The organism is Paenibacillus oryzisoli, from assembly GCF_050467285.1.
Lineage (GTDB): Bacteria > Bacillota > Bacilli > Paenibacillales > NBRC-103111 > Paenibacillus_E > Paenibacillus_E oryzisoli_A.
In genome coordinates this window covers 39,812-56,788 of record NZ_JBCMUN010000017.1, presented here as the reverse complement: position 1 = coordinate 56,788, position 16,977 = coordinate 39,812, and the positions used below count along the sequence as shown (strand labels likewise).

Below are 16,977 nucleotides of genomic sequence, written 5' to 3'. Positions count from 1 at the left end.
GGTTTCCCGCCCGCACCTCCTTATAATGAGCTTAATCCCATAATAGAGGAGGGTAAGTGATGATGAGATTAAGATGGAACCGCGTAAACAAAAAACGCATGCTAACGCTGCTGATGCTGGCTGCGCTATGCCTCAGTCTGCTTCCGCCGGCGACAGCAAGCGCAACTTCGACTTCGCTGACGGAGGACTTTGAGAGCTATGGCACATCCGCAAGCGGCTACACATTGCCGGTGAGCAGCACGTCCACGGCATCGCAGCCGTGGAAAACCGTCGTCGGCGGTGCCAGCTCCTGGGCGATGGGCGAAGAGTTGGCGTCTCCGCAGCCGAATCACTTCTTGCAGCAGACAGACGCGACGACAGGTGTCACGTACGTACTCACGCAGAATCAGTGGGGCGCAGCCGAGCCTGCCGTCACGAAAAGCGACATAACGCTCAGCGGGAAGTTGAAGGTCACAGGTGCGAACAGCACGTATGCGGGGCTGGTCGCCAGATATTCGGTCAGCGGGACAACCGCGACCTACTACCGTTTCACGATGAAGAAGAATTCTGCGAGCTATCAATTTTACCTGGAAAAAGTGACCGGCAACTCGAAAATCAGCGTGCCGCAAACAGCGGGAACGCCGAATGCGAGCGGCGTGTCCGTCACGAACACAGCGCTGAGCCCTGCGTTCGACAACCTCGGCTACCTGCCGATGAAGCTGCTGCTGACGCAAAACAGCGACGGCAGCCTCAAGCTGGAAGGCTACTATGGCAGCACGATGGTGCTGTCCGGCACAGACACGACGCCGTACACGTCCGGACAGGTGGGCCTTTACAGCTACGCCGGGGCTGCGGCGTTTGATGACGTCACGGCCGCCACAAGCAGCGGCTCGACACCGCCTGGGGCGACCGTGACGGTGAGCAACTCGACGCAGCTTGCGCAAGCGATCAACGCGGCCAGCCCCGGCGACGTCATTGAGCTGAACGACGGCAATTACGCCGCATTCAGCATCACGGGCAAGATGGGGACGGCGGCGAACCCCATCGTCATCAAGGCGAAAAACAAAGGCTTAGCCGTCTTCAACGCCGGACCGATCAAATTTACGAACAGCGCCTACATCACGCTGCAGGATCTCACGTTCGTGATGGATGCGACAGCCGCCAACTGGATTCGTCTCACAGGCTGCAGCTACATGCGCATCACGAACAATCATTTCTATTCGCCAAGCGGTGCAACCGATGCGACGAAGTCGAACTGGGTGTACATCGATGGCTGGGGCAGCCACCACAACCAAGTCGACCATAATCTGATGGAAAACAAAAAAGATCGCGGCAAATTCATCCTTTTTGACGGAAATCGGGATACGACCGCAGGACTTTACGAAATTACGCAGTATGATCTAGTTGAATACAATATTTTCCGCAATACGCTGCCCCGCCAGGTTAACGAATCCGAAGGCATCCGGCTTGGCGTGACGGATCTCGTGCATTTGAATGCGAATGCGACGATTCAGTACAATATTTTCGACCATGTGGACAGCGATCCGGAGTACATTTCGGTGAAAAGCGGCGGCAATACGATCCGCTACAATTATTTCATTGAGTCGCTGGGCACGGTGGCGCTTCGTTCAGGCAACGGCTCGAGCGTCTACGGGAATATGTTCATCGGCAATGGCCGCGAAGTGGCGCCGGCGACACCGGACGACCGAACCTTGGGTACTGGCGGCGTGCGGGTGTACGGGGAAAATCATCGTGTGTACAACAACTATTTTCAGGGGCTGACGGGTACGGAGTGGGATGCAGCGATCGTTTTTACGACCGGTGACAATGACAATCTTACACAGCCAATTCCAAGCAACAACCACTATATCGCCAAAAATGTAACCGTTGCCAACAATACACTCGTCGACAACAAAAGCAATATTGAGCTGGGCTTGATTCGCTACGGCATGGCCCCGCAAAACCTGACGTTCGCCAATAACCTCGTGGTCGGCGGCGAACAAGAGCTCATCAAAATCATGACGCCGATCCCCGGCTTGTCCTGGTCGGGCAACCTCATGTTTCCACAGCATGGCGTGCCGCTCATTACGGGCAATACCGCGCCGCTAACGTCCGCCGAGGTGAATGTGTCATATCCGATGTTGAAAGATGCCGTGCTGCAGCTGAACCAGCAAGACTACGCATGGCTGTGGACTTCGAGCGAATACGAACGTCTGCTTACGATTTCGTATAAAAAGCTGGCCGCTAACAGCCCGGCGATCAACAGCTCGGTTGGCAATTACGGCAGCGGCGGAGCGTTCGGCTACATCACGGAGGATCTGGATCGTGAATCCCGCGCCGGCGTACCGGATGTGGGTGCTGACGAGTACACTTCCGGCACCGTGAACGATCTCACTGCGCCGAGCTGGAGCTCAGGCTCGCCTTTGGCTGTGGCTTCTGTTACTCCACGCAGCGTGAAAATCAGCTGGCTTGCGGCAAGCGACGACACAGGCGTGGTCGGCTACAACATTTATAAAGACGGCGTTCTGTACGACACGACGTTTGGCAGCGAGACGTCCTATACGACGGCTGGACTTTCTCCAGGAACGTCGTACACGTTCAAAATCGAAGCGATCGACCAGGCCAACCGCAAAAAGGCCAGCAACACCGTTAATGTGACGCTGCCGGCTTTGAACGGCGTCGCGATCTCAGGCGTTTCAGCACATGTCGCCCTTGGCGGCGGCGTGAAGCAGCTCAAGGTGACGGCGCAATTCACGGACAGCTCGACGGAGGATGTGACGGCAGCAGCTACCTTCGCGAGCAGCGCACCCGGCACGCTTGCGGTGACTGCCGCCGGAGCCGTGACGGCCACTGCGCTGGGCAGCGCCTCGTTGACGGCTTCCTACGGCGGCTTCACTTCGCCGGCGAGCGTCGTTCAGGTGCTCACCCCGACGCAGACGACAAAGGTCGTCGACGCGGATACGTATGTCGACAGCGTCTATTCGACGAATACATCGACGAATTACAGCACCACGACTACGATGCTGATTCAGACGGACGGCGGCAAGCAGGTCGGTTACATCAAGGCCTCGATGCCGGCTTCGCTCCCGGGCGTTCTGGATACGGTGCAGCTCAAGCTGTATGTGGTCACGGCGCAAGCAGGAGCAGATCTATTAGCGTCGGGGCTCGCCTCAGACAGCTGGAGCCCAACAGGGATTACGGCGGCAAATCAACCGGCGCGGGCTTTCAGCGACATCGATGCGGCGGATATGCCGGTCAAAGCGAACAGCTACGTGACCCTCGATGTGACGAAATATGTGCAATCGCAAGCGGACGGCACGCTAAGTTTCCGTCTCGCCATGCTGTCGAACGACAATCCGGCGACTGTGGCGACGCTGGAGAACGGGGATAGCGCCAAAGTGCCGACGCTCATTTTTACAACGATTAATCCGTAAAGGGAGCTGATAGAAAGGGATGGAGAGAACGATACTGGATCAGGTTTATTTTCATAATGTGGCGGAGATCGAGGAACGGGCCTTGCTGCCGGGGCGCAGGCTCCAGCGGTTTCCGCGGGAAGTGCGCGAGGCGTTGACGGACAAAGGACGGACCAAAGCCGCCGAGTCCAGTGGCTGTGAGCTGCGCTTCGTGACGGACGCGAACGTGTTTCGCTTGACGCTGGCAGCGCAGGAGAAAGACGGCCAAGTGCTCGTTTTCAAAGGCGATTTGTTCCACGCAGCCTACACGCTGAGAGCCGGCGTCTACACAACGCTGGAGCTGGAGCAGCCGGACCGGTTTGCGGAGGTGCCGGCAGCGCTGCTGACGAATGCGGCATTTTCCCCGCAGGTGTGGCGGGTGTATTTTGACCGGTATAGCGCGGTTGTCGCGGATATTGATACGTTCGGCTATGGGATTAGGCCGCCGCGCAAGGAGGAAATGCCTTCGCTCACGATGTTGGCGTACGGCTCTTCGATTACGCACGGGGTGGGCGCTCTCAGCCATTATAACTGCTATGCGCAGCAGACGGGACGCCAACTCGGCGTTGATGTGCTGAACATGGGGCTCAGCGGCTCCTGCTTCTGCGAGCCTGAGGTTGCTCGCCATTTTGCAGCGCGGGATGATTGGGATTTTGCTTATCTGGAGCTTGGCGTTAATATGCGGGCTGTCGTGCCAGTGGAGGAATTCGAGCGGCGTGTGAACCTCATGCTGGATGGGATGACCCAGCGGCATCCGGCCAAACCGATTTTTGTGACGACGATTTATCCGAATCGGGCGACGCATTTCTTCGATACTTCACATCCCTACGCGGTGGCGGAGCTGGCTTTCAACGATGTGCTGAAGAGGTACTGGGAGACGAAGCGGCATGAGAAGCTGATCTTGCTGGATGGGCGGGAGATTATGACGGATTTTACTTCGCTGACAACGGACCTCATTCATCCCTCGGAATATGGGCATACGCGGATGGGCGAGCAGCTGGCTTGTCTTCTGCAGCCTGAAGTAGAGCGATTACGAATGGCTAAGATAGAGGAGGACGAAAACAAATGACAAGTATCAATCTGGATGGAAAAATTGCGATAGTCACAGGTTCGAACGCCGGAATCGGCAAAGCGATCGCGCTGCTGCTTGCGGCGCATGGGGCCAAGGTTGGCGTGAACTGCTTGCGCAATGTCGCGCAGGGAGAAGAGACAGTTGCGGAAATTCGCGCGGCAGGCGGGGAAGCGATTCTCGTGCAGGCCGATGTGACGGATACGGCTCAGATCGTGCGTCTGGTACAGGAAGTGGAGCGGGCGTTTGGCGGCACCGTCGATATTCTCGTCAACAATGCGGGGCATTTGGTGCAGCGCGCAGCGAACGCGGAGATGACGGAGGAGCTGTACGCGCGCATCATGGATGTGAATCTGAAGAGCACGGTTTTTATGTGCAAAAGCGTACTTTCCGGCATGCGCGCCAAAGGCTATGGCCGCATTATTAACATGTCGTCCGTTGCGGCGCATAACGGCGGCGGTCCGGGTTCCAGCGTGTACGCGGCGAGCAAAGCGGCGGTTACGGCGTATTCGAAAGGGCTGGCCAAAGAGGTTGCAGCGGGCGGCATTACGGTGAATCTCGTCTCGCCGGGCTTTATCGGCCAGACGATGTTCCACGCGACGTTTACGACGGATAGCGCGCGTCAGGCGACGGTGCAGGGCATCCCGCTTCAGCGTGAAGGAACGCCGGAGGATGTGGCGGGGGCAGTGCTGTATCTGGCTTCCGATCTGGCTTCGTATCTCACCGGCGAAACGATTGAGGTCAACGGCGGGATGATGATGCGATGAAGGACGCGGGGAGAAGAGTCCGTATGAAAGTGGATCAGCTGCCCTGGGCGCACGGGATCGCGGCGGAGCTGCAAGCGGAAGTCGACAGGCTGGCCGCTGCGGGCAGCTTGCGCATCCCGCTCGAGCCCGGCGGCTGGTGGCATCAATACGTGTGTGAGACGCATCATACGGAACTCTTGTTCGATGAGATGGAAGCAGATGCCGAGACGTATCGCTGTCCTCACGGCTGCATTGTCGAGGGAGCGGCTTACCGGGGGGCGTGGCTTGTTTTTAAGCATCAGCAGCTTGCGCGGGTGGCGCTTCAGGCGGCAGCGGTGTATGCGGCCTTTGGCGGGACGGTTGAGGTTTCGAGTTACGCCGAGCTCAGTAAAAAGCTCATCGTCGACTATGCGGCACAGTACCCGCTGTATCCGGTTCATCCGGATGCCCAGCCTTGGATGCTGAAAGGGCGGGCGTTCCATCAGGCGCTGACGGAAGCGATTTGGGCGACGACTTTGATCAGAGCTTATTTGCTGCTTAGCGATGAGGGCGTTGCGTTCGCGGAAGAGGAGAGGGAGAAGCTGGCGGTGTTTTTCGAGCTTATGGCGGGAAGCATGTCGGCTTATCGGCATATTCTCATCCATGAGCGAAGGAACCCGGAGAACAATTACACGGCATGGCTGAACGCCGCTCTCGCCTGTGTGTATGCGGCGCAGGGGGAGCGGGAGAAGTTGAGTGGTTTGATCGATGACGAAGGTGGTTTTGTTCACCACTTGTCGATCGGGGTGAAGCCGGATCAATTTGAATTCGAAGGCACGACCTACTACCATGTATTCGTGCTGCGGGCGTACTTGATCTTCGCCGAGATGGCGGAGCGCTGCGGCGTCTCGCTATACGAAGCTGTCGGCGCGCAGGGCCAGTCGCTGCGGGGCATGCTGTCGCTGCTGGTGGAGCTGGCCGACGACCAGGGCGTGCTGCCGGCGCTGCATGACGGGCCGATGGAGCGCCGGCCGTATGCGCGCGAGATCGCCGAGGTCGCCGAGCAGGGGCTGGCGCGTTACGGCATGCGCGAGCTGGCGCCGGTGCTGCGGGAGGCGTACCGGCAGCTGGGCGCGGGGGCAGGCTCGCGAACGGGCTTGGAGGCGCTGCTGTGTGGGGATGGCGCCGAACTGGCGTCGCTGTCGCCAGTTGGCAGCGTGCGCAGCTCCAAGCTGCTGGCCGAATCCGGCTTTGTGCTAGGCCGGCATGAGGCGAATCCGCTCGCGTTTCTCGCGGATTTCGGCGAGCATGGCGGCGCGCACGGGCATCGCGACAAGCTGCATGTGTCGCTGCTGCATGCCGCCGGCATGCTGGCGCCGGATCAGGGCGTGACGCCGTACGGTTCCTCGCTGCGGCCCTGGTATGGAGAAACGGCGTGTCACAACACCATCTCGCTGAATGGACAGTCGCAGGCGGAGCATACGGGGCGCTGCGTTCAGTTTACGTGCGGCGAGGAGAGCACGTATGTATGGCTGCAATCGGAGGGAGCCTATCCGGCTTTGGCCGGCTGCCGATTGGATCGTCATCTGCTTTTGACGGCGGATTGGCTGCTGGATTGGTTTGAAGTTACGCTGGAGGACGAGGCTCAGGTCGAATGGTGGCTGCATCCGCTTGTGCCGCCGATTTCGGGGCAGCTGCGGGAGGAGGGGCAAGTCTCAATCTCGGTACCCCTCGGCGAAAGTGAACTGACCTTGCCGGTCACCGGGAGCTTCGCGCCCGAGGCAGGGCAGGTGGCCGCCCGCTACTCGCTCCCGGGCGGCGAGGCGGTGTGGCACACGGCATGGGTGATGCCGGGGCAGGAGCTCGTGACGGTGCAGACGCCGGGGCACTCGGTGGATCCGAGTGTGCCGCTGACGGCGATTGTGCACCGTGAGCGGGGGCGGCGTGCCCGGTTCGTGCACGTGTACCGGGCAGAGGCTGCGCCAGCGAGGCTCGCACTGGAAGAGGATCTTCTTGAAGTGAGCATGCCAGGCAGATCGACTTCTATACAATGGTCGGAAACGAGCGGACTCCACGTCGTTTCCGGTTAAATCCGATAAGTCCTTCGATACGTCGAGGGGCTTATTTGCTGTTTCTTTTTGAACATGCGGCTAAAATAAAATGCGTTCTGGTACCCGCACTGCTCCGCAATCGCTTCCAGCGTGTCGTCGGTTTCCACGAGCAGCGCGCACGCTTTGCGCAGGCGAATCGTCGTGACGTACGCGATGGGCGACAGCTTGTAGGCATCCTGGAAACGCCGTGTGAGCTGAGAAGCGCTGAGTCCGAGCTCCTGGGCAAGGTGCTGCAAGTTGAGCGACTCATCGAACGCGTGGAGATCGAGATAGGCCAGGGCTCGCTGGCTGATGGGATCAAGCTGGTCGCGCGGAATCGTTTGGCCTGCCAGCTTGCGTTCCCAATCGATCATGCGGAGCAGATCTTGCAGCAGGTGATTCATGTAATCCGCGTGCGAGGGATCCGCTTGATTGTTCAGTGACACCTGTCGCATATAAGTGAAGGTCGAGGTGAGGCGCTGCACGTCTTTGACCGTGATTTTGCCGGTGGGATAGGGACTATCGGAGGTGAATTCGATAAAAATAAACGTCAACGGGTCAACGACCCAGCGCTTGAGCGGCGTGCCCGGCGGGCAGAGGACGAGCTCTCCGGCTTTGATCAGTTTGGTGTCCGCTGCCTCACCGGCCCCCAGCTGAAAGCTGAAGCTTCCGGACTGCGCAGCGAGCAGCACCCAGTTCTTGTATAGGTCCTCTTCGAGGTTAAATGACGTTCGAACTCCGCTAAAATAACTTCGGCAGATCGCGACATTCGGCATGTGGAATCCTCCTTTTTGATTTCGCAAAAAAGTATATGAATTATCATAAGACGGTGCATGTGAAAAGTAAAGAAGTCCGCGTAATATGATAATCATGAAAGGCGCGATAATCAAAAAAGTGAAGGAGAAGATGAATATGCAAAAAATCAATATCCTGTCTTACGAGCAATTGGAGAGCTACAAACAGAAGGGCTATCTGGTGCTGCGGAATGTATTCAGCGAGCAGGAGGCGCGCGTGCTGCAAGCGGAGTGCGACAAGCTGCTCACCTTGGAGGCGTACACGACACCGCGCAATGTTCGCGCCGGACACAAAGGCTATACCGACGGCTCGATCGCCATTGAGCGCCTCGATCCCGTACATGACATTTCCGCTGTATTTGCGGATTTGGTTAAGGATGAGCGCATTTTGTCCCCGCTGCGGGACATTTACCTGGATGAGCCGAAGCTGTTCAAAGATAAGCTGATCTTCAAGCTGCCCGGAGCAAAAGGCTACAGCATGCACCAGGACGCTTCATGGTGGCAGGGCTTCCCGATCGAGGGGCTGATTTCCGTGATGGTGGCGATTGACGGTGCAACGGTGGTTAACGGCGGGTTGGAGTTGTTCCCTGGCTATCATGATCGTCTCCGTTCCACACCGGGCGAGCTGCGCAATATGAATGCAGAGGAGATTGCCGAAATCGACCCGTCTACGGGGGAAATCGTCGAGACCAATCCGGGCGACATCATTATTTTTCACTCCTTCGCGCCGCACCAAAGTGGAGCGAACACGTCCGACCGCAGCCGCAAGCAGCTGTTCCTGACCTATTCGCCGGCGAAGGACGGGGAACTGTACAAGGCGCACTATCAGCACTACAAGCGGTATGCGCTCGCAGGCAAGGATGCAAGTGAGTATTATTTTCTGTAAAATCCGTGTCAGATGACGAGAACGTCCCGGTCCATGGCAGCATGGAGACGGGACGTTCGTACGTTGGAGGAATGGGGGGCGTGCGCTATAAGGTTTGAGCCTGCTGGCCAGTGGAACAGCGCCCAGTCTTGGCTAATGGTTGCCCTAGCGCTTATTTGCCTCAAAATGCGCCATTTCAAGCTGTAGCGGTTGCCATAGGGCTTATCTGCATAAAATCCAAGCAATATCTGCTTTTCCAAGGCAAATAGCCGCTGCTGCAACCGTTATGAGCCGGATTGCCGCCATTTTGGAGAAATAAGCTCACTGGCAACCGTTACGCACGACTCGCAGCTTGGCGCACCTCCACGAAGCAGCTCCATGCCTATCTGCGAACACAGCCAGCTTCAAAAGGGCGGCATAATCAGATCTTTATCTGGCATGGCACGCATGCCCATGCTACTACCCCACCAAAGGAGCCGACTCCCCCAGCGTTCCCTCAACGGGGTGCCCTTCCCTCCGCCAGTATTCGATGCCGCCGAGCATCTCCTTGACCATGAAGCCAAGGCCGGAAAGGCGGGCTGCGCCTTTGGTGCCGCCATTGCAAGCGGGTCCCCAGCAGTAGACGACGATGGCCTTGCTTGTCGAGAAAGCCGCGGTTGTTTCCGCGCTGATCAGGTTGGACGGCAGGTTAATTGCTCCCGGAATATGACATTCCTCATACGCTTTGGCGCTGCGCACATCGATCAGCAAGAAGTCGTCCAGACCATGCTGCATGTCAAAACGGACATCGGCGACGTCGGTCTCAACGGAAAGCTTGTTCATATAATGGCGATGCGTGTGTTCAGGCGAGGCGAACGGGGTCTCAAGGACGAGCGATTGGCGCGTTGTTATAGTCATAGAATTACCTCCAGTTAATTGGACTGTCGTGAATGGCTTGAGTTCACTGTAGCACAGTCCGCGAAACTGGAGTTATCGGTAGTTTTCAATAGCAAACTTCAATAATTTTGATACTACAGCTCCCCTAAGTACCGCTAACCAGCTCGATGAATCCGAGAAAAGCTTTCGGTTTCCATTTTTTCTTTGCGTAAATGAGTTGGGTGTAGAACTGGCAGTCGGGATGCTGAAAAGGAATCGCCGCGACCTGCCCTTTGCGAATTTCCTCGGCCACCGTAATCCGGGGCAGCAGCGCAACGCCGAGCCCATAATTGACGCATTGCTTGATCGTTTCCAGGTTGCCGAATTCGTAAGAAAGCTTGCAACTGACTTGCTGCTCCTTCAAAACTTTAAGTAGCATAGCGCGGTACGTACATCCGTCTTCCGTCAAAATCAAGGATTCATGCGCCAAATCTTCGGCGCGAACTTCGCTCTGTCCGGCGAATCGATGATCGGGACTCGCAACGATAACCAGCGGCTCCTCCCTCAGCATGACGCATTCAAGCTCCGGATCGCGAAACGGAGGATCCAGAATAATGCCGACATCCAGCGTCCCATTTTTGACCGACTCGATGATGTAGGGCTCGTTCCCAGGCTGAATCATGACATGAACATCGGGGTAAGTGCCGCGGTACGCCTGCAGAAACGGCGGCAGAAAAAACGAAGCCAGCGTTTCGATCGTGCCGATTGAAAGGGTTCCCTTGGACTGCCTGGCTACGACTTCTTTGGATTCTTCGTGCAGGCGATTGATGTCGTTCGCGTATTGCAGCAGCGCCTCGCCGGCCATCGTCAGCTTCATGGTTCTCCCGAATCGTTCGATCAAGACCGCGCCGTAAGATTCTTCCAGCTTCTGAATTTGCGTTGTCACACTGGACTGAGCGTAACCCAGCGTCTCCGCGGCTTTGGTGAGGCTTCTCCATTTTGCAACCTCGCGAAAGGTTTTTAAATACGTTAATTCCACCGGCTTTCCCCCGCTCCATCCTCAAGTTCCAAACACTTTACCACGATCTCCCGTTTCCCGCAAGATGGTCGCGTCAGGGTGCTAAAGATGTATGAACTGCCGTGAATCCACCGGGCTATCCTGCACATTTGCGATGCTTGCCCGGCAGAGGTACAATGAAGAAAAAGCAGTTCAGAGAGGAGCTCCGACATGAACGAAAAGCAGTTGGAACGCATTCGCAAGGGTCAAGGCTTTATCGCAGCACTGGATCAAAGTGGCGGGAGTACGCCGAAAGCTTTGCAGCAATACGGCATCGAACCGAGTCGGTATTCTGGCGATGAAGAGATGTTTGCCATGGTGCACGCAATGAGGACGCGCATTATCAAGAGCCCTGCGTTTAACTCCGAATACATCCTAGGGGCTATTCTGTTCGAGAACACGATGGATCGGAAGATCGACGGACTGTTTACGGCAGAGTATTTGTGGGAGAAAAAAGGCATCGTGCCTTTCCTGAAAGTCGACAAGGGACTGGCGGACAAAGACGGCGGCGTGCAGCTGCTAAAACCGATGCCGGATCTGGACGATCTGCTTCGGCGGGCAGTGGAGCGCGGCGTCTTCGGAACAAAAATGCGTTCCGTCATTTATGAGGCGAATCCGGATAGCATTCGGAAAGTCGTGGAGCAGCAGTTTGAAATCGGCAAGCAAATTTGGGCTGCAGGACTTGTGCCGATCATCGAGCCCGAAGTCGATATTCACAGCGCGGATAAAAGTGAATCGGAACGCATCTTGAAGGAGGAAATTCTGGGACAGTTATCCGCTCTTGCACCTGACGTGACGGTGATGCTGAAACTGTCGATCCCAAGCGAAGACAATCTCTATCGCGAACTGATGGACGAGCCGCATGTTGCTCGCGTAGTCGCACTGTCCGGCGGATATGAGCGGGAAGAAGCCAATGAGCGGCTGGCTCGCAATCACGGCCTGATTGCCAGCTTCTCGCGCGCCTTGGCGGAAGGCCTGTCCGATCAACAGTCGGATGAGCAATTCAACGAGGTGCTGGCTGGCACCATTCAATCCATCTACGAGGCATCGATCTCCTAAACGAGACAATAGCAAAGCCCGCGCTATCCCTAGCGCGGGCTTTGTGCGTTCTCGGGCAGCCCCCAATGCAGCCAAGTGGCCTAACGATGAAAGGGAACGGCACCTCCTATAACCGATTCAGAAACGGTACGACCATATCTGCGATTCGCCTGTGCCCTGTCTCATTCGGATGCAGCCCATCCGACGTAAAATGCGCCATCGTCAGCTTCGTGAACCCGCTCTCTGCATACAAATTGAGCACGGGCAGCGCATAGCGGCGCCCGATCGCGACAACCGCGTCCGCGTAGTCGGACAGCCGGTGTCCTGCCGCATTGACATAGAAAATGTCATACTGGTCTTTATCCCGCTGCAGCGGTGTCCAGAGACTCAGCCGGCAGGCCGGATTTTTCGTCAAAATATCCTCAATGACTGAAGCATACGCCCCATAAAATGTATAAATATCGTCCGTTCCCAGTTCACCGATCGGTTTATCCAGGCGGAAATCGTTGACGCCGGCAAAAATCGTGACGCAATCCAGCGTCGTGTCGATTTCTTTACCCACGTGAGTCGTTGCGCCATAATCACGGTCACCGCCAGCGGTCATCGGACAGCCGCTGCGACCGTAGTTCATGACGCGCGCGAAGCCCAGCTCCGCTTGCACCAGCGGCTGGTAGCCGCCGGCTTCGGTAATACTGTCCCCGAGGGTGCCCCAGGATTTTCCTGTCCATTTGCTGCTCATGCCGAATGCATCTCCTTTAATTCCTGTCCTGCGCCTCGATCGCTCGCCAAGCCAAGCCAAGCCAAGTCAAGCCTACTTGCACTCCGCCTCAAACGTCACATCGCTCGCGGCGACTTCCTGTTCTACGTCCGCCTGCCCCGGGCGCTCGCCCAGCCACGCGCCGTGCGCGACGAGTCTGCGCTGCAGCTCCGGCACCGAGATGTCGCGGAAGCCTGTGTCGTCCGCGCCCGCCATCGCCGCGGCGATGCCTGCGGCTTCGCCCATGGCGAAGCAGTTCGGCATGACGCGCAGCGAGCCTTGCACAGGCCGGTCGGACGACACGGAGCGTCCCGCCACGATCAGGTTCGACCTGCCCTGCGGCAGCATGCAGCGGTAAGGGACGCCGTGCGACTTGCCTTTGGGCAAGTGCTTGATCGTCATAGCCGCCCCTGCATTGGCGAGGTGGATGTCGATGAAGTACGAGTTGCGGGCGATGTCGTCTTCAAACGTGCGCATCGATAAGAAATCTTCGACAACGAGCGTGTAATCTCCTTGAATCCGGCGGGTTTCGCGAATGCCGATCTGATCGCCGGAGTGGACGAGCACGATGTTCTCAAAGCCAGGCACATATTTTTTCAAAAAGCGGATCTGCGTCTCAATCAACTGCCGCCCCTCAATCGCTGCGCGCGTCAAATCTTCCGCTTTGGTCCCGTCGATGCCAAAAATATGCCCGAAATTAAAACCGACAACGCTATCCGTAATCCACGCTTTGCCGGAGATGCGCTTGCGGCCTTCGGGCAGATCGCCGTTCCGCTGCGCTTCCGATACGAGCTCTTCCTGTTGCGGATGGTGGCCGCTTTCCTTCAAGTACTGGTCGTACCGCGCCTTATCTGCGCCTGTCACGACATAGCACATCGTGCCCGGCTGCAGCTCACCTTGCTCGCCGCCGACTTGGAACGGCACGCCGGCCAGTGCCGCCAAATCCGCATCGCCGGAAGCGTCGATGTACAGCTTCGCTTGGACGACCGAGCGACCCGTCTTGTTGGAAATCACGATGCCGCTGATGCGGTCGCCGTCCAGGAGCACTTGATCCGCGACCGTGTGGAACAGCACCTTTGCGCCGCTCGCGAGCACTTCGGCATCGTAGACGCGCTTCAGCGTCTCAACGTCGATCGGCACCCAATCGAGCAGCTCTTTGTACCGCTCCAGAAAATTCGGCCCTGCCGCCTGTTTCATCTTCTCGAGCAGGTCGAGGCCAATGCCCCGGATGACCGGTTTCTCTCCATCCGTATAAGGGCAAAAAGCCGGCACCAATGCTGCGGTTCCCATGCCGCCGAGATAACCCCGCTGCTCGATCAGCAACGTGTCTGCGCCCTCCCGCGCTGCCGCAATCGCAGCGGCAACGCCCGTGGCGCCGCCGCCGATGACGACGACATCGGGGGTATAACTGACCGCAAGCTGCTGAGCGGGAATCGTAACGGTAGTTTTCATATTTGTCATAACATTTCGTCCTCCTTGAAATAGCTGTCTTGCTTCTCATTATAGAAGCCGCAACCTAAGGAACTAGTTTAATTTTTGTTTAACGTAAAAATTGCGCATGCTATGATGAGAAAAAGAACACGCATCGAAGAAGGAGGTATCCCGCTATGCCTGTCCGCAAGTCCGTCACGCTGCGCACGATTGCCCGAGAGCTGGGCATAACGGTCCAGACCGTCTCCAAAGCGCTCAAAGGCAAGCCCGGCATGTCCGAGGCGACCCGCCAGCTCATCGTACTGACCGCCGAGAAGCTCGGCTACTATACGATGGATCAGATCCGCAGCCTGCGGCTCGACCACATCGCGCCATATCCGAGTGAACGCATGCGTTTTCTGCTCATCCAAACCGCGGAGTCCGTTCCTTACAACGTCCGATTGCTGCAGGGGCTGCAGGACCGCTTCTTCTCGTTCGGCCACCGAATCGAGCTGCTGCAGCTGCCCAAAGCGATCCGCGAGGAGGCGATGGCCGGCTGGCTCGAAGAGAACGACGTGCATTATGCGGACGGCGTGTTTATCGCACCGAGCATTTTGCCGCAGACCTGGGAGCGGCCATTGTTCGAACTGCCGGTGCCGCGCATCCTGCTCAGCTTCCCGCCGTCCGGCGTCAAGATCGACAGCGTGATCTGGGACGTCTATGAGGCGACATGCCAAGCCGTCGCACACCTAAGAAGCCTTGGCCACGAACGCATCATGTACGTGGGCACCACGTATGTGCAGCGCGGGTTCGTGCTGCGCTGGCAAGCTTTTGACTATGCGATGCGGCTCTCCGGCATCGCAACAGATCCCGCGCTGCACTCCACGGGCGAGCGGCAAGGATCGGAGCGGCTGCGCAGCGAGCTCCGCGAACGAATCCAGGCGCATCGTCCGAGCGCCATCCTGTGCGGCGTCGACGGCGAGGTCGCCGACGTCTATGCGGCATGCCGGGAGCTGGGCCTCCGTGTGCCCGAAGATATTTCGCTCGTCGGCCTGCTGAACGAGCAGCCGGACACGCTCCCGCTGTTTACCCGCCCGCTGCTGCCGATCAGCGAGACGGGGTACAGGGCGGCGGACCGCATGCTGTGGCGGATCGCCAACCCAACGCTGCCGTATGAGCATATTCGCATACAGGGTGATTTTTTCACAGGGGAGACGACCGCCGCACCAGGCATATCGCCCGTAACCTGAGAATACAACTATTTTGAAAAACAGTAAGATTTATCAAGTGGAAAGGAAGATTCATCATTCTCGTCAGATTGGTCATCGTTTTATAATTGTGGTTGTAAGCGAGAACATGATGGAGGAGGATGAATATGAAACAGGATGAACAGTATGATATTGTAATTTACGGTGGGACGGCGGCAGGTATTATTGCCGCTATACAAGCTAAAAAAATGGGTAAAAGCGTAGTGGTGATCGAGCCAAGTCAGCGGATCGGGGGATTGACTACCGGAGGTCTCGGAGATACGGATGTAGGGATGAAGGAGGCCATCGGAGGATTGGCCCTGGAGTTTTACCGGCGGGTAGCCCGGAAATATTCGGAAGACGGGGTTCGCTGGCTGTTTGAACCCAAGGTAGCGCTAGAAGTTTTGCAAGAGCTTATAGCGGAAAACAACATCGAAGTGATTTACGGGGAAAGGCTCGAACTAAAGGACGGGGTGATCAAGCAAGGATCAAATATCGTCTCCATCCTTATGGAATCCGGAAATGTGTATAGTGGCCGGATATTTATCGACGCTACTTACGAAGGAGATTTGATGGGCAAATCGGGCGTATCCTATTTTATCGGCCGGGAGTCCAATTCACAATACGGGGAGACATTAAACGGCATTCATCCCGGAGATGAACTTAATGAACTTCCCAGCGGTATCGACCCGTATGTAATCAAAGGAGTGCCTTCGAGCGGTTTGCTTTTGCGTGTTAATCCGGACCGGGGGGGAAATTTTGGCGATGGGGACAACAAGCTTCAAGCCTATAATTTCCGCATGTGTTTAACGAACAATCCGGACAATCGTCTGGAGATTGAAAAGCCTGAGGGGTATGACGAAGGCGATTATGAAATTTTGTTCCGCGCTATTGAGCAAGGGCAATGCTCTAAATTTTTTAAATTGAACCGGGTAACACCAGATAAGACAGATTCCAATAACAACAGCGGTATTTCTACAGATTACAACGGAATGAATCATAGATTTGCGGAAGCGGATTACCGCACCCGAGAAGAGATTTGGAATGCCCACCGCATCTATCAGCAAGGTTACGTGTGGACTATCCAGAATCATCCGAGGGTGCCTGAGGACATTCGGGCGGTATACAAGCCGTGGGGTCTGCCGTTGGATGAGTTTATCGAAACCGGCCATTGGACTCCCCAACTGTATGTCAGAGAATCCCGTAGAATGATTAGCGATTATGTGGTGACAGAGCATGTGGTTAAGTTGGATCGCCCGGTGCCGGACTCCGTTGGAATGGGCTCTTACGCTATGGATTCCCACCACACCCAATACTATGTAAACGATGAAGGACATGTCAGTACGGAAGGCGGATTCTATGTGAAATTACAAGCGCCTTATCCGATCAGTTATCGGGCGCTTGTACCAAAACGGACAGAGTGCACCAATCTCATTGTCCCAGTCTGTGTTTCCGCTACTCATGCAGCCTATGGCTCGATCCGGATGGAGCCCGTATTTATGATTCTGGGGCAATCCGCGGCGACAGCAGCCGCACTTGCGCTGGATGGGGACGGCATCGTTCAGAATGTAAGCTATGAACAGCTACATGCTGTACTCGTTCAAGAGAAGCAGGTATTAGCTACAAAAGCCGACTGACA

At 56.7% G+C, this 16,977-nt stretch carries 13 protein-coding genes; 8 read left to right on the top strand and 5 right to left on the bottom strand.

Features of this window, described 5'->3' with window-relative positions:
* The first annotated feature begins 59 nt into the window (after positions 1-59).
* The 4 genes from ABE504_RS25825 to ABE504_RS25810 are packed head-to-tail and all read left to right on the top strand — an operon-like array spanning position 60 to position 7,315.
* Positions 60-3,413, top strand: a complete 3,354-nt coding sequence (locus ABE504_RS25825; RefSeq protein ID WP_430094435.1) for a chondroitinase-B domain-containing protein — start codon at positions 60-62, stop codon at positions 3,411-3,413.
* Between the two features lie 19 nt (positions 3,414-3,432).
* Positions 3,433-4,500 carry an SGNH/GDSL hydrolase family protein gene (locus ABE504_RS25820; protein ID WP_430094434.1) on the top strand — a complete coding sequence of 356 codons (1,068 nt, stop codon included), beginning with the start codon at positions 3,433-3,435 and terminating at the stop codon, positions 4,498-4,500.
* Complete coding sequence (locus tag ABE504_RS25815; protein WP_430094432.1) at positions 4,497-5,267, top strand: SDR family NAD(P)-dependent oxidoreductase; 771 nt, start codon at positions 4,497-4,499, stop codon at positions 5,265-5,267. Before ABE504_RS25820 ends, ABE504_RS25815 begins: the two co-directional genes overlap by 4 nt.
* Before the next feature lie 23 nt (positions 5,268-5,290).
* Positions 5,291-7,315: a heparinase II/III domain-containing protein gene (locus ABE504_RS25810; protein ID WP_430094430.1), complete on the top strand. Its 2,025-nt coding sequence runs from the start codon at positions 5,291-5,293 to the stop codon at positions 7,313-7,315.
* Here ABE504_RS25810 and ABE504_RS25805 read toward each other — a convergent pair.
* Positions 7,312-8,091, bottom strand: coding sequence for a helix-turn-helix domain-containing protein (locus tag ABE504_RS25805; protein ID WP_430094427.1), 780 nt, complete (start codon positions 8,089-8,091; stop codon positions 7,312-7,314). The genes ABE504_RS25810 and ABE504_RS25805 overlap by 4 nt on opposite strands.
* Positions 8,092-8,227: 136 nt before the next feature.
* Between ABE504_RS25805 and ABE504_RS25800 the strand changes: the two genes are divergently transcribed.
* Positions 8,228-8,995, top strand: coding sequence for a phytanoyl-CoA dioxygenase family protein (locus ABE504_RS25800; protein ID WP_430094424.1), 768 nt, complete (start codon positions 8,228-8,230; stop codon positions 8,993-8,995).
* Between the two features lie 438 nt (positions 8,996-9,433).
* On the opposite strand, the gene ABE504_RS25795 is transcribed toward ABE504_RS25800, so the two are convergent.
* Both ABE504_RS25795 and ABE504_RS25790 read right to left on the bottom strand, forming a co-directional pair.
* Positions 9,434-9,871 (bottom strand): rhodanese-like domain-containing protein, encoded by a 438-nt coding sequence (locus tag ABE504_RS25795; RefSeq protein WP_430094421.1) that lies wholly within the window; start codon positions 9,869-9,871, stop codon positions 9,434-9,436.
* A gap of 124 nt (positions 9,872-9,995) precedes the next feature.
* Entirely contained in the window at positions 9,996-10,868 is an 873-nt protein-coding gene (locus ABE504_RS25790; RefSeq protein ID WP_430094418.1) for a LysR family transcriptional regulator, read from the bottom strand.
* Positions 10,869-11,057: 189 nt separating this feature from the next.
* On the opposite strand from ABE504_RS25790, the gene ABE504_RS25785 reads away from it, so the two are divergent.
* Positions 11,058-11,945 (top strand): fructose bisphosphate aldolase, encoded by an 888-nt coding sequence (locus ABE504_RS25785; protein WP_430094415.1) that lies wholly within the window; start codon positions 11,058-11,060, stop codon positions 11,943-11,945.
* A gap of 106 nt (positions 11,946-12,051) precedes the next feature.
* Here the strand turns inward: ABE504_RS25785 and ABE504_RS25780 are convergent, their stop codons facing one another.
* A complete protein-coding gene (locus tag ABE504_RS25780; protein ID WP_430094412.1) occupies positions 12,052-12,663 on the bottom strand; it encodes an SGNH/GDSL hydrolase family protein in 612 nt (203 codons plus the stop codon).
* 72 nt (positions 12,664-12,735) lie between these two features.
* Positions 12,736-14,133 (bottom strand): FAD-dependent oxidoreductase, encoded by a 1,398-nt coding sequence (locus ABE504_RS25775; RefSeq protein WP_430094486.1) that lies wholly within the window; start codon positions 14,131-14,133, stop codon positions 12,736-12,738.
* Between the two features lie 155 nt (positions 14,134-14,288).
* Between ABE504_RS25775 and ABE504_RS25770 the strand changes: the two genes are divergently transcribed.
* Entirely contained in the window at positions 14,289-15,341 is a 1,053-nt protein-coding gene (locus tag ABE504_RS25770; RefSeq protein ID WP_430094409.1) for a LacI family DNA-binding transcriptional regulator, read from the top strand.
* 125 nt (positions 15,342-15,466) lie between these two features.
* Positions 15,467-16,975, top strand: a complete 1,509-nt coding sequence (locus ABE504_RS25765) for an FAD-dependent oxidoreductase (protein WP_430094405.1) — start codon at positions 15,467-15,469, stop codon at positions 16,973-16,975.
* Positions 16,976-16,977: the final 2 nt, after the last annotated feature.

Coding starts and splice junctions, on each gene's coding strand:
- ABE504_RS25785 (WP_430094415.1), top strand. CDS start 11,058: ATGAACGAAAAGCAGTTGGAACGCATTCGCAAGGGTCAAGGCTTTATC.
- ABE504_RS25820 (WP_430094434.1), top strand. CDS start 3,433: ATGGAGAGAACGATACTGGATCAGGTTTATTTTCATAATGTGGCGGAG.
- ABE504_RS25775 (WP_430094486.1), bottom strand. CDS start 14,133: ATGAAAACTACCGTTACGATTCCCGCTCAGCAGCTTGCGGTCAGTTAT.
- ABE504_RS25770 (WP_430094409.1), top strand. CDS start 14,289: ATGCCTGTCCGCAAGTCCGTCACGCTGCGCACGATTGCCCGAGAGCTG.
- ABE504_RS25795 (WP_430094421.1), bottom strand. CDS start 9,871: ATGACTATAACAACGCGCCAATCGCTCGTCCTTGAGACCCCGTTCGCC.
- ABE504_RS25805 (WP_430094427.1), bottom strand. CDS start 8,091: ATGCCGAATGTCGCGATCTGCCGAAGTTATTTTAGCGGAGTTCGAACG.
- ABE504_RS25780 (WP_430094412.1), bottom strand. CDS start 12,663: ATGAGCAGCAAATGGACAGGAAAATCCTGGGGCACCCTCGGGGACAGT.
- ABE504_RS25765 (WP_430094405.1), top strand. CDS start 15,467: ATGAAACAGGATGAACAGTATGATATTGTAATTTACGGTGGGACGGCG.
- ABE504_RS25815 (WP_430094432.1), top strand. CDS start 4,497: ATGACAAGTATCAATCTGGATGGAAAAATTGCGATAGTCACAGGTTCG.
- ABE504_RS25810 (WP_430094430.1), top strand. CDS start 5,291: ATGAAAGTGGATCAGCTGCCCTGGGCGCACGGGATCGCGGCGGAGCTG.
- ABE504_RS25800 (WP_430094424.1), top strand. CDS start 8,228: ATGCAAAAAATCAATATCCTGTCTTACGAGCAATTGGAGAGCTACAAA.
- ABE504_RS25825 (WP_430094435.1), top strand. CDS start 60: ATGATGAGATTAAGATGGAACCGCGTAAACAAAAAACGCATGCTAACG.